5 protein-coding genes and 1 pseudogene are annotated in these 13,858 nt (G+C 61.7%); all 6 read left to right on the forward strand.

Annotated features, from left to right (window positions below; all coding sequences use genetic code 11):
* The first annotated feature begins 137 nt into the window (after positions 1-137).
* The 6 genes and pseudogenes from ABQZ00_RS10270 to ABQZ00_RS10295 all read left to right on the forward strand — a co-directional run bounded on the left by ABQZ00_RS10270 (position 138) and on the right by ABQZ00_RS10295 (position 13,818).
* On the forward strand, positions 138-803 hold the full coding sequence (locus tag ABQZ00_RS10270) for a DUF1629 domain-containing protein (protein WP_323539336.1): 666 nt from the start codon (positions 138-140) through the stop codon (positions 801-803).
* Positions 804-1,544: 741 nt separating this feature from the next.
* A pseudogene (locus ABQZ00_RS10275) lies at positions 1,545-4,730 on the forward strand (hypothetical protein); the annotation flags it as partial.
* A complete protein-coding gene (locus tag ABQZ00_RS10280; protein ID WP_503064258.1) occupies positions 4,660-5,409 on the forward strand; it encodes a hypothetical protein in 750 nt (249 codons plus the stop codon). The pseudogene ABQZ00_RS10275 and the gene ABQZ00_RS10280, both read left to right, overlap by 71 nt.
* Positions 5,410-6,169: 760 nt before the next feature.
* Positions 6,170-8,419, forward strand: coding sequence for a methyl-accepting chemotaxis protein (locus ABQZ00_RS10285; RefSeq protein ID WP_323539309.1), 2,250 nt, complete (start codon positions 6,170-6,172; stop codon positions 8,417-8,419).
* 451 nt (positions 8,420-8,870) lie between these two features.
* Complete coding sequence (locus tag ABQZ00_RS10290) at positions 8,871-11,120, forward strand: methyl-accepting chemotaxis protein (RefSeq protein ID WP_323539308.1); 2,250 nt, start codon at positions 8,871-8,873, stop codon at positions 11,118-11,120.
* Between the two features lie 448 nt (positions 11,121-11,568).
* Positions 11,569-13,818, forward strand: a complete 2,250-nt coding sequence (locus ABQZ00_RS10295; RefSeq protein ID WP_323539307.1) for a methyl-accepting chemotaxis protein — start codon at positions 11,569-11,571, stop codon at positions 13,816-13,818.
* Positions 13,819-13,858 lie beyond the last annotated feature (40 nt).

The following is a 13,858-nucleotide window of genomic DNA, read 5'->3' on the forward strand; positions in this document are numbered from 1 at the left end:
AGCGCGGCTTTTTTATTGGTTCTGTGCGCTGGCCTCTGCCTCAGTGCGGTTGGGCGATTCAGCGCGAACTCAACTACCAGGCCACCCACGCTGCTGCCGCATTGGCCTTGTTTGCTACTCTTGATCGAAACAGTGCCTTGGAGAAAAAAGTGTCTACCCAGAATAAACCGAGGAAGAGCGAGTTCTTCGCCGTAACACTGGATTCCCGCAGACCTGGCCCAGGGCACGGGGTGGTGTTTGAGAATGAAAAAGAGCTGCTCACCCCTCCGAAACGGAGCCTAAGACCACCCGAGGGGGGATTTCCTGCGTTGCGTGAGACACCTCGCTTGGTATACGACCCCAGAGAAGGAGATATACCTCAGGATCTAGAAGGTAGCTTCGGCGGCTATTGGTTGGTGTCCGATCGACTCAAGCAAGTGTTCGAGAAAGTTGATCCCCAGGCATTTGAATTTGCGGAAACCGATTTTCGATTAGCTGATGGCTCGCGAGGACCGTCATACTTTTTGTGTGATGTTGTTCGGGTGCTAGATGCAGTGGATGAATCAGCATCGAAGTTGAAAGTCAAGACGGGAAATGAATATATAAATGGCAAGGCGTATAACTTCGGAGGGACTGTCAGCCTCGCATTCAAGAGGGAAGTTACATCTTCATTTCATGCGTTCCGATTACCATTTTCAGCTCCCGGTTTATTTTTATTTATAGACAAATTAATGCTAGATGCGCTTCGGCAAGCCGAAATATCCACCGGAGAAAATTCCGGCGGACTTTGGGTGCTGGACTCTGCAGATTGGATTGATGTATAGAAATGAGCGAATAAAATGCCCAATCAATTCACGCACTTTCGCGATCATCATATCGTTGAGCAGAACTTATTAAAAACAGATCCCTTGCTCAAAGAGCTTAGCCAAGCGAATCTTTTCGAGATGCATTCGGCAAGGAACTTGATGTATTTGCCGACCGATCCCGACTTTGCGTCTCGTCTTATTATTACCGCGCATAGTGGCAGGCATATTTCCGATTATAAAATAGGATTGGCGGCTGAACTGGCAGAATACCGTTCCCTTGAAGATTATCATGCATTCTATCAGCAAGGCGATCTAGAAGCCGGCAAGCGTCTAACTGCAAGGATAAGTCAATTTCAAGATGTCATGAGAGTTGGCCTGGCAAATAGTGAGATTTATATAAATGCGCCGCCAGGAATGGATGTAGATACTATCCGGCCCGAAGTGAATGCGTTTTTTGATCAAAAACCCGAGTTCGTCACCAAGTATGCCAACCAAATCACTGCCATCGATTCGATGCAGCAAGAGGAGCTCGGCTGGCGTGCAATTGTTCATTCGGAAAAGCGAATAGTCACTACTTTAGATGAGGTGTCGCAATCCACTGCAAACCTCACCAAAGGCGGCGATCCAGAGATTGGTAGAAATTCACTTTCCCAAGCCATCGCACAAGCCCATGCCGCAGGCCGACTGACACTTTCCGACCAAGGCATCCTGCAGGTCGAAAACATTCTCGGCAAGGAAGCAGCACGACCATTACGCATTCCGCCAGGCCAACGCGGCTTCGCCACCGCAGAGCTATTGGCAGGCGATCTATCTGCCGGCCAGGCGCTACGCACTGCCGGCCTGCTCGCCACCGCCGCCGACACGGTGATAACCGGTCAGCGCGCCACACACTTACTCGGGCAGGACAACCCGCTCGCCGCACAGTCCGAGTTGGCGCACTTCGCTGGCCGCAACGTCGGTGGCTGGGCCGGCGGGACCGCCGCTGCGTATGCACTGGGGAGCTCCGGCGCCGGGCCGATGGTGCTGATCGCGGCCGATGCGTATTTCGTGAGTACCGCTGGCGAGAAGGCCGCCGCGTTGCTCGACAACCGCGCCATCTACACCCAGACCGATCGCGCGGGCACGCAGTGGTCGTTCGATGGCCGCGCGTGGGCGCGCGACGGCAAGGCCGACACCACCAACGATGGCGTGGACAACCCCACAGCGACGCCGATCGTTGCCAGCTACCAAAAGGCGCGCGAACTCAATTACCAAGCGACCAACGCCGCTGCCGCATTGGCGTTGAAAGATGCGCCCGACCCGCAGGATCCGTATCAGCAGCCGGCCAATGCCACTGACCGTCCCAGCCTGAGCCGCGCCGACTGGCGGCGTGATGCAGCGGACGGCCAGTGGCATCGGCTGGTCAAGGCCGATGTGTCGGGCGCCAACGATCATGGCAGTTACGTGCAGGAGACTGCCCTGCCGCACCGCAAAGCCGAACTGGAAGCGCAAGCGCAGGACGTCATGGCCCGCAACATCGCCAACAGTCCCGGCGCCATTGCTGCGCGCTACGAATTGGCACATCACCGCAGCGGCTGGGCGGCCGATGGGTTGCCGATGTCGCCGGCCGTGCAGCAGGCGCTGCCCGACCCGGATGCGTTGACTGCGTCAGACGGCCAGCACTACTACCGCAACATGGATGGGCAGTGGACCAGCAACGGCGCGCCACCCGATGGCAATCGCGTGCTGGAGCTGGAGACCACGCGCGCACTGCTGCAACCGGCACTGGCCGAGCAGGCGCAGGCGATTGCCGCCATCCGGCAGTTGCCGCAGGACGTCCAGGGCGAGCAGACGCTGTACCGCTACCGCATCGTCGGCACTGAGTTGCAGCCGCAGTGGCGCGAAGCGATCGACCTGGCGACCCAACGCACGCGCGAGACCGAGGGACTGACCGGCGATAGCGCGCTGCAGTTGCAGCGCGGCCCAAGTGGCACGTTTGGCGCCGATAGCCCGATCGCGCATCTGCAGCGCGGTGCCGATGGCGTGGAGCGCATCGCAGCGGTCACCAGCACCGAGGACATCCGCCAGGCGTTGCAGCAAGTGCAGGCGCGGCAATCGCCAATCCCACCGGGGCAGCCGTTCGCCACCAATGCACGCGCCTCCGATGGCGCGACAGACACGGATACGTCGGCATCGTCCCCTTCCAACCAGCACGCACTCGACGGACACGCGCAGGTCCAGGCGGCCAGCGCAGCGCAGGCGCGTCAGGAACAGCAACAGCAGGACCGCCAAGCGCAAGACCAGCAGCTGGCACAGGCACGCGCGCACGCCGTGCAGGAGCAGGTGTCGCACGAGGACCGGACGCAGGCCACCCAGTCACTGCAGGCGCATGCATTGCAGGAGCTTCGCCAGCAAGAGTCGCAACAGCTGGAGCAGCAAGAACGCCAGGTACAGGACGCGCAACAACGCGAACAAGTCCAGCAGCAGGCGCACGACACCCAACAGCGCGAACAAGCGCAGCAGCAAGCCCAGAAAACACAGCAGCGCGAGCAGGAAACACGCCAGGCACAGGACGCCCAGCAGAGCCAGCAAGAACGCCTGCACGCGCAGGATGCGCAACATGCTGAGCAACAGCCGCTGCACGCCCAAGCGGCTCTACAACGCGAGCAGGAGCCGGCACAGGAAGCCGTCTCGCGCGAGCAGTCGTCGCTCCACGCGCAAGACACATCGCCACGCCAGCCCGAGCAGCGGTCTATCCCGGATGACGTCGCCCAACGGCCCCAGGAGCAGCTGGCAGAGCCTGCGCAAGCACATGCATCCGACGTAGCGCAGCAGCGGACGCAAAGCCAACAAGCGCAAGAAGAGCGCACGCAGGAAGTCCAGCAGCAGACAGCGCAAAGCGCGGCGATCGCGCAGGCAGCACCGGCAGATCAGCAGCAGGCTGCGGACCTGCACAGCGGCCAGCAGTCGATGACGGCGCAAGCCTCGGAAGCGCAGCAAGATGCACCTGCACAGCAGCCCGAGCAGCCGGCGGACGCGCGCCTGGCCCAGGCGGCGACCGTGCCTTCCGCGCCATCGCTCGCCACGCCAGTGGCCGCAGAACAGCACGACGATCAACAGGCGCGTACGCCACAGGCTCAAGCACCGGAAACACCAGATCCCCCTGTAGCGTTGCCCTTGTCCGCACACCTCGCGCAAGCGACAGGGCCATCGCTGGACATGCCGACCGCTGGCCGCTCCGCCGACGCACCCGAGGGCGCAGCCGATGCGCGCGAGCCGTTTTCTGCGTCCCTGGCAGATAAGCACGGCCGTCCTGCCGCTGTGCCCGCCGATCCGGACTCATGGGAGGAAATAGAGCGCTCCATGCGTGAGCTGCGCATCCAGCTCGAACAGGATCTCGAAACAGAAAACCGCGTTGCAGAATCGCGGCAGGCGCGCGTGGACCGTGGTGAGCGGCCGTTTACCGAGTTGGAATTGCGTGATGGGTACGATCCGGATGGCCCCTCTGGACTGAGACCACCACGCGCCCCGCCGGCAGACACCGCACCACAGCCTCTTGCCGCTGGCGAGCAGGAAGATCGGCCGCAGCACCAGCGTAAAAACATCACCGGCGATCCGGATGTGGACGAGTTGCTGTACGCCATCGACTGCAAGGACGAACTGGCGATCGAACAGGCCTTGAAACGTGTCGCCAACAGCCCTTACAGCCAGGCCCTTGCCAAGCAAGGGCATGAATTTCTGGATGCCCAGGCGATGCAGGAAGCTCAGGAACAGGCGAGCACGCGCCAGGCACTGAACATAGACGTCTCGACAGAGGTGCAGACCAGCCGTGGCCCGGTGATGGTGATGACACTGCCGCAGTTCGCCAACGGACCGGCGATGCAAGGTCCGCAGGGTGACGGTGGTGGTGGTGGAGACGGCGGCGGCGGCGGCGGCGGCGGTGGAGGCGGCGGCGGTGGCGGATAACCGGAATGCGTTCGGCGCGTTGAACCCTCAAGAGAACACGATGGACATGCAGAATTCCCCAGCGCTGCCCGAAGACAACGGGTCAGAGCGCGCGATGAAAGAATCGATCCAAGCCATGTCAGCACTGATCGGGCAGCTGCAACGGCGAGAACACGCTCTGGAAGATCTGGTGCGCCAGCAATTGCAGCTTCTGCAGAGCGCGGCCAACAGCGCCGATCAGCGTGTCACTCGGGTCGTGGAGAACGCGTTGCCACGGCTGACGCAACTGAGTCAACAAGCACTGACGCAGACGCTGGAACCTGCGGCAGCGCGCTTCACCAAGCAGATGGCCGATGCGGACCAGACGCTGCAGCAGGCCACCCAACGCTATGCAAAAGCGCAGCACTCCCTCGAAACGACAACCACACGACGCATGTGGATCGCCTCGATCGCCCTGCTGGTGTCGGGCGCCTTGGGCCTGGGTGCAGTGGCGTACTCGGTTGGCATCATCAACGAGAAGCGCAACGAGCTTGTGCAGCTTCGCGCGTCGATCGATTATTGGGAGCGAGTCGCACGCGCTGACCTGGCCCCTTGCGGAGAGGATCGGCTCTGCGCCACGTTCGAGAAGAACGGGCCGCGTTACGGCAACCAGAGGCAATACAGGGCGATCAATTCGCGCACAGCAGCTGCTTCGCGATGATGGCCACTGATCGCACAACTAGTGAGTCGTAGATCCGATTGACGCGTGCTCTCGCCCTTGATCGACCAGCTGCATTCGTTAGAGCTTTGCGCTAACGCACAGCATTTTTCAGTGCGACCCTTCGCGCACCGTGGCTAGGACCTGATCGTCCCTAAAAATCGCTTGAAGTACCCATGCGATCAATGCATTCGCACGCGCAAATTTGCGCTTGGCCCAGCTTGCGCTCGATGTCCCGCACGGCATGCCCCACCTCAGCACCACGCATCGATACCGCAGCACGCGCTATCCGCGCTTGAACGGATGCGTATACGCACCGCGGCCAGCTTTAAGACGTAAGTCAGGGCCTTATCGCGACTGACCAACGGCCGCGCGTGCCGCACAGCTGCGCGCAACGGGTGGCAAGCGTCCACCGGTAAGCGCATAGCGCAAATCGCGCCGCCCTCAGTGTCACCGGACATGACAAGTCAGGCCAGAGACAAACGCGAGACATCGCAGACAGCCTATACAAATCAACGGTCTAGTTCGCTTACAGCATGGGACGCGGGCATTTATCACAGATAAAAATGTCTCTAATTGGATGAGACAGTCAAATAATGTCTCTTTTTTTCATCTACGTGACTGCGGTCATATTTTTTTTGCATAGCCGCCATTCAGACCTTAGATACCTGCGCCGTTATCTCGCATAGCGGCACGGGTATGGCGAGATCGTCATGGCTTGCGTCGCAAGCAACAACTCCCGCCACGCCTCGGAAACCCGTCAATGAACGCATTCTTGCAACGCTACAACGTCGGCCGCCGGTTGGGCGTGGCCTTTGGGATCCTGATTCTGCTGTCCGGCCTGCTGGTCGCCTCCGGCCTCAGCACGATGATCGAAGCACGCGCGCAACTAGATACAATCGTCAAGGAACGTCTGGTCAAGATTCAACTGAGCAACAACATGCGCTCGGCCAATGCCGACATCTTCATCGCCATGGGGACGCTGGCGATGGTCACCAGTCAGGAACTCAACGACCAAGCCGCAGAGACGGTCAAGCAGAAGCGCGTCCTGTATGCACACGAACGCAAGGCGCTGGAAGCTTTTCCAGCCTCCGTAGCCGGGCGCAAGTTGCGCGACGAGATTGACGCTGCGCGCGAAATTTCCAGGGCCCTGAACGACCAGGTCATGGCCCTGGCAATGCAAAACAAAAACGACGAAGCGCAGATGCTGATGAGCGAAAAAGCGCGCCCTGCCATGCTCGCTTGGCAGGCAAAGATCGACGACAACGTCGCACTGCAAGAAAAACAGACCCAACAGGGCTACGAGCAGGCCATCGCCGCGATGAGCCGCGGCAGGGCGCTTTTGATTGGCGGGGGCGTGGCGGTGCTGCTGATCAGCAGCCTGCTGGCGTTTACCATCACCCGCAGCCTGACCCAGCCGCTGAGCCGCGCCACTCGCGCCGCCGAATCCATCGCCGGCGGCAAGCTGGACAACGACGTCGATACACAGGCCAACGATGAGAGCGGCCGCTTGTTGAAGGCGATGAGCAAGATGCAGCAGCAGCTGCGCAACCTGATCGCCGCGCAGACCGACATGGCCAAGCGCCACGACGATGGGCAGATCAGCTTCCGTATCGATGCGACCGCATTCCCGGGCGACTACGGCCGCATGGCCAACGACACCAACCTGCTGGTGGCCTCGCACGTGGCCGTGCAGAACGATCTGGCGCGCATCATGGGGCGCTATGCCATCGGCGATCTCAGCGACGACATGAGCAGCCTGCCCGGGGAAAAGGCCGTGTTCACCGACACCATGTCGCAGGTCAAGGCCAACCTGGGCGCGATGAACGGCGAGATCAAACAGCTGGCGCAGTCCGCCGCCAATGGCGACTTCAGTGCCCGTGGCGACGCCGAGCGCTTCCAATACGACTTCCGTGTGATGGTGGACAGCCTCAACACCTTGATGTCCACTGCCGATGGCAACCTGCAATCACTGTCCGGCCTGCTGCAGTCGATTGCCGCCGGCGACCTCACCGCACGCATGAGTGGCGAGTTCCGCGGCGTGTTCGCGCAGATGCGCGACGACGCCAATGCCACCGCCACCCAGTTGGCCGAGATCGTCGGCAGCATCAAGACCTCGGCCATCTCGATCAAGGGCGCCGCCAGCGAAATCGCTGCCGGTAACCAGGATCTGTCGCAGCGTACCGAACAACAGGCCGCCAATCTGGAAGAAACCGCGGCCTCGATGGAAGAGCTCACCTCCACCGTCAAGCAGAACGCCGAGGGCGCGCGCCAGGCCAACCAGCTCGCCATCGGCGCCGCCAGCGTGGCGGTGCAAGGCGGCGAAGTGGTCGGCAAGGTGGTCCAGACCATGTCCGGCATCGAAGCCTCGTCCAAGAAGATCGCCGACATCATCAGTGTCATCGACGGCATCGCGTTCCAGACCAATATCCTGGCCTTGAATGCAGCGGTGGAAGCGGCACGTGCCGGTGAGCAGGGCCGCGGGTTTGCCGTGGTCGCCTCGGAAGTGCGCACGCTGGCCCAGCGTTCGTCGGGTGCGGCCAAGGAGATCAAGGACCTTATCGACGACTCCGTGCACCGCGTCGCCGAAGGCTCCGCGTTGGTGCACACCGCCGGCAAGACCATGAGCGAAGTGGTTGCCAGCGTGCAACGCGTCACCGACATCATGGGCGAAATCTCTGCGGCATCGCAGGAACAGTCGGCCGGCATCGAACAGGTCAACCAGACCATCACCCAGATGGACGAAACCACCCAGCAAAACGCCGCGCTGGTGGAAGAAGCCACTGCCGCCGCACGTGCACTGGAAGAACAGGCAGTCGGCCTGACAGAAGCGGTTGCCGTGTTCAAGACCGATGCGACCTACGCGGCCCCGGCCGTGCGTGCCGCGCCCTCACGGCCGGTGGTGAGTTCGGCGGTCAAGGCGAAGGTGGCTGCAGCCGGAAGGAATCCCGCCTCCAAGCCACGCGCGGTGGTCACCGCCTCCAGCAACGACACCAGCTGGCAGGAGTTCTAAGCCAGCGGCGGCAACGCTGGCAGCGTTGCCGCCCAGTCCGTCATGCAACCGCGCTCCTCAATGGGCGCGGCTTTTTTATGCCCGGCACTTCGCGGCCGGATCAAAACGTCTGGCTACGCAGTGTCCTGACGATACGTCGTAGAGCACATTCAATGATCGACAAGACAACTGCGAGCCATCCGCAGGACATCGCGCTTTTCAGCTGCATCAAGCATTCCGGCAGGGCTCGCTTGGTGATGACAGCCATCGGAGCTCGCCTGGATCCGTATCGGCGACTTGGCAAGACACGCATTGTCCTATCAGCTCACATTTGTGACCGTAGTTATGCTTTTTTCTGCATAGAGGCATTCAGCTCCGACGTTCCCGCGCCGCTACTGCCTTAGCAAGGTCATGGCAACTGTCACGGCCCGCTCTCGACGTAGCACCTTCGCTCACATTCCTGGGAATCGGTATGAACGCACTTCTGCAACGCTACAACGTCGGCCCACGCCTGGCGGCCGCATTCGCGGTGTTGATCGTGCTGTCCGGCATCATCGCCTTCATCGGCTATCGCGGCTTGAGTTCGGCGCAGACGTTGGTGGACGACATCGTGCACCAGAAGATGATCAAGATCCGATTATCGAACGATATGTTGAACGCCAACTACATCATCTCGATGCAGATGCGCAACCTGGTATTGCCTAACAGCGCCGAGCAGAGCAAGCGCTTTGCAGAGACCATCCTGCTCAACCGGGAGACCTACACAAAGGCCCGCGAGAAGCTGCGCGCAATGCATTCTTCGCCGCAGGAGCGCGCGCTTGGCAATGAAATCGATGCACGGCGTGGCGTAGCACGGCCAACTGTCGATCAGGTGATGCAGCTGCTCAAGGCCAATCAGATGCAGCAGGCGCAGGCACTGCTGCTCAGCAAGGCTGCACCACGCGTGCAGGCATGGCAGGACAAGATTACCGAGAACATCGCGCTGCAGGACAAACTTGCCACCGATGCCTCGGCGCTCGCGCTGCAGTCGATGGACGATTCGCGCAAGCTACTGGTGGCCGGCACCGTGTTGGTGGTGTTGCTCAGTGGCGCGCTGGGCCTGCTGATCACCCGTAGCTTGACCCAGCCGCTCAGCCGCGCCACTCGCGCCGCCGAATCGATTGCCGGCGGCAAGCTCGATAACGATGTGGACACGCAGGCCTCCGACGAAAGCGCTCGCCTGCTCAAGGCAATGAGCAAAATGCAACAGCAGCTGCGCAGCCTGATCGCCGCGCAAACCGACATGGCCAAGCGCCACGACGATGGGCAGATCAGCTTCCGCATCGATGCGTCCGCCTTCCCGGGCGACTACGGCCGCATGGCCAACGACACCAACACGCTGGTTGGCTCGCATATCGCGGTAAAGATGCGCCTGGCGCAGATCATGGGCCGCTACGCGATCGGCGATCTCAGCGACGACATGGACAAGCTGCCCGGCGAAAAAGCCGTGTTCACCGACGCCATGGCGCAGGTCAAGCTCAACCTGGGCGCGATGAACAGCGAGATCAAACAGCTGGCGCAGTCCGCCGCCAATGGCGACTTCAGTGCACGTGGCGACGCCGAGCGCTTCCAGTACGATTTCCGCGTGATGGTGGAGAGCCTCAACACCTTGATGTCCACCGCCGATGGCAACCTGCAATCGCTGTCCGGCCTGCTGCAGTCGATCGCCGCCGGCGACCTCACCGCACGCATGAGCGGCGAGTTCCGTGGCGTGTTCGCGCAGATGCGCGACGACGCCAATGCCACCGCTACGCAGTTGGCCGAAATCGTGGGCAGCATCAAGACCTCGGCGATCTCGATCAAGGGCGCCGCCAGCGAAATCGCCGCCGGCAACCAGGACTTGTCGCAGCGCACCGAACAACAGGCCGCCAATCTCGAAGAAACCGCCGCCTCGATGGAAGAGCTCACCTCCACCGTCAAGCAGAACGCCGAGGGCGCGCGCCAGGCCAACCAGCTCGCCATCGGCGCCGCCAGCGTGGCGGTGCAAGGTGGCGAAGTGGTCGGCAAGGTGGTCCAGACCATGTCTGGCATCGAAGCCTCGTCCAAGAAGATCGCCGACATCATCAGCGTCATCGACGGCATCGCCTTCCAGACCAATATCCTGGCGTTGAACGCAGCGGTGGAAGCGGCACGTGCCGGTGAGCAAGGCCGCGGGTTTGCGGTGGTGGCCTCGGAGGTGCGCACGCTGGCCCAGCGTTCCTCGGGTGCGGCCAAGGAGATCAAGGACCTCATCGACGACTCCGTGCACCGCGTCGCCGAAGGCTCCGCGCTGGTGCACACCGCCGGCAAGACCATGAGCGAAGTGGTTGCCAGCGTGCAACGCGTCACCGACATCATGGGCGAGATCTCCGCCGCCTCGCAGGAACAGTCGGCCGGCATCGAGCAGGTCAACCAGACCATCACCCAGATGGACGAAACCACCCAGCAAAACGCCGCGCTGGTGGAAGAAGCCACCGCTGCCGCACGTGCGCTGGAAGAACAGGCGATGGGCCTGACCGAAGCGGTTGCCGTGTTCAAGACCGATGCGACCTACGCGGCCCCGCCCGTGCGTGCCCTGCCCTCGCGGCCGGTGGTGAGTTCGGGGGTCAAGGCGAAGGTGGCTGCAGCCGGGCGGACTCCCGCCTCCAAGCCACGCGCAGTGGTCACCGCCTCCAGCAACGACACCAGCTGGCAGGAGTTCTGAGCCAGCGGCGGCAACGCTGCCAGCGTTGCCGCCCAGTCCGTCATGCAGCCGCGCCCCTCAAGGCGCGGCTTTTTTATGCCCGGCACTTCGCGGCCGGATCAAAACGTCTCGCCACGCAGAGCCCTGACGATGCGTCGTAAAGCACACTCAATGATCGACAAGACAACTGCGCGTCATCCGTAGGACATCGCGATTTCTCCGTCGCATCAGGTGCTCCGGCAGGGTCCGCTTGGTAATGATCAACATCGAAGCTTGCCCAGATCGGTATCGGCGACTTGGCAAGACACCTCCTGTCCTGTCAGCTCACATTCGTGACCGTAGTTATGCTTTTTCTATAAAGAGGTATTCAGCTTCGACGTCTCCGCGCCGCTACTGCGTTAGCAAGGTCATGGCAACTGACACGGCCGGTCTCGACGTAGCACCTTCGCTCACATTCCTGGGAATCGGTATGAACGCACTTCTGCAACGCTACAACGTCGGCCCTCGCCTGGCGGCCGCATTCGCGGTGCTGATCGTGCTGTCCGGCATCATCGCCTTCATCGGCTATCGCGGCCTGAGTTCGGCGCATGCGTTGGTGGACGACATCGTGCACCAGAACATGACCAAGATTCGCCTGTCCAACGACATGATGAACGCCAACTTCGTCATTGGCACGCAGGTGCGCAACCTGGCGCTTCCTTATGCCAATGAACGGAATAACGAGTTCGTCGCCGCAATCAAGTCGGCGCGCGTTGATTACAGCAAGGCCCGCGACGCCCTGTATGCCCTGCCCGCGTCGCCGCAGGACCAGGCAATACGTACGCAGATCGACAATCTCCGCATGGCGGCGAAGGCTCTGAATGAGCAGGTCATGCAATTATCGATTGCCGGAAAGGATAGCGATGCCATACCGCTTCTGTTCAACAAGGCGAGTCCAGCCACACAGCAATGGCAGAACAAGATTGCCGAAAACATCGCGCTGCAGGACAAGCTGGCCGCGGACGCTTCGACGATCGCGCTGAAATCGATGGACGATTCGCGCAAGATGCTGATCGGCGGCTCTCTGCTCGTCGTGTTGCTCAGCGGCGCGTTGGGCTTGCTGATCACCCGTAGCCTGACCCAGCCACTCAGCCGCGCCACTCGCGCCGCCGAGTCGATTGCCGGCGGCAAGCTGGATAACGACGTCGATACCCAGGCAAATGACGAAAGCGCTCGCCTGCTCAAGGCAATGAGCAAAATGCAACAGCAGTTGCGCAGCCTGATCGCCGCGCAAACCGACATGGCCAAGCGCCACGACGATGGCCAGATCAGCTTCCGCATCGATGCATCCGCCTTCCCGGGCGACTACGGCCGCATGGCACATGACACCAACACGTTGGTTGGCTCGCATATCGCGGTAAAGATGCGCCTGGCGCAGATCATGGGCCGCTACGCGATCGGCGATCTCAGCGACGACATGGACAAGCTGCCCGGCGAAAAAGCCGTGTTCACCGACGCCATGGCGCAGGTCAAGCTCAACCTGGGCGCAATGAACAGCGAGATCAAACAGCTGGCGCAGTCTGCCGCCAATGGCGACTTCAGTGCACGTGGCGACGCCGAGCGGTTCCAGTACGACTTCCGCGTGATGGTGGAAAGCCTCAACACCTTGATGTCCACCGCCGATGGCAACCTGCAATCGCTGTCCGGCCTGCTGCAGGCGATTGCCGCTGGCGACCTCACCGCACGCATGAGTGGCGAGTTCCGCGGCGTGTTCGCGCAGATGCGCGACGACGCCAATGCCACCGCTACGCAGTTGGCCGAAATCGTCGGCAGCATCAAGACCTCGGCCATCTCGATCAAGGGCGCCGCCAGCGAAATCGCCGCCGGCAACCAGGACCTGTCACAGCGTACCGAACAACAGGCCGCCAACCTGGAAGAAACCGCGGCCTCGATGGAAGAGCTCACCTCCACCGTCAAGCAAAACGCCGAGGGCGCACGCCAGGCCAACCAGCTCGCCATCGGTGCCGCCAGCGTGGCCGTGCAAGGTGGCGAAGTCGTCGGCAAGGTGGTCCAGACCATGTCCGGCATCGAAGCCTCGTCCAAGAAGATCGCCGACATCATCTCGGTCATCGACGGCATCGCCTTCCAGACCAATATTTTGGCGTTGAATGCAGCGGTGGAAGCGGCACGTGCCGGTGAGCAGGGCCGCGGATTTGCGGTGGTGGCCTCGGAAGTGCGCACGCTGGCCCAGCGTTCCTCGGGGGCGGCCAAGGAGATCAAGGACCTCATCGACGACTCCGTGCAGCGCGTCGCCGAAGGCTCCGCGTTGGTGCACACCGCCGGCAAGACCATGAGCGAAGTTGTCTCCAGCGTGCAACGCGTCACCGACATCATGGGAGAAATCTCCGCCGCCTCGCAGGAGCAGTCAGCCGGCATCGAGCAGGTCAACCAGACCATCACCCAGATGGACGAAACCACCCAGCAAAACGCAGCCCTGGTGGAAGAAGCCACCGCTGCCGCGCGTGCGCTGGAAGAACAGGCGGTGGGCCTGACCGAGGCGGTTGCGGTGTTCAAGACCGACGCGACCTACGCGGCCCCGCCCGTGCGTGCCGCGCCCTCGCGACCAGTGGTGAGTTCGGCGGTCAAGGCGAAAGTGGCTGCAGCCGGGCGGACTCCCGCCTCCAAGCCACGTGCGGTAGTCACCGCCTCCAGCAACGACAGTAGCTGGCAGGAGTTCTGAGCAAGCGGGCTGAACTGCCTGAACGGATCCGGTCGGCAGC

The sequence above is a fragment of the Xanthomonas sp. WHRI 10204 genome (assembly GCF_040202875.1).
Taxonomy (GTDB): Bacteria; Pseudomonadota; Gammaproteobacteria; order Xanthomonadales; family Xanthomonadaceae; genus Xanthomonas.

Excerpts from the sequence above, each read along its gene's own strand:
- ABQZ00_RS10285 (WP_323539309.1), top strand. The coding sequence starts at position 6,170 with ATGAACGCATTCTTGCAACGCTACAACGTCGGCCGCCGGTTGGGCGTG.
- ABQZ00_RS10290 (WP_323539308.1), top strand. The coding sequence starts at position 8,871 with ATGAACGCACTTCTGCAACGCTACAACGTCGGCCCACGCCTGGCGGCC.
- ABQZ00_RS10295 (WP_323539307.1), top strand. The coding sequence starts at position 11,569 with ATGAACGCACTTCTGCAACGCTACAACGTCGGCCCTCGCCTGGCGGCC.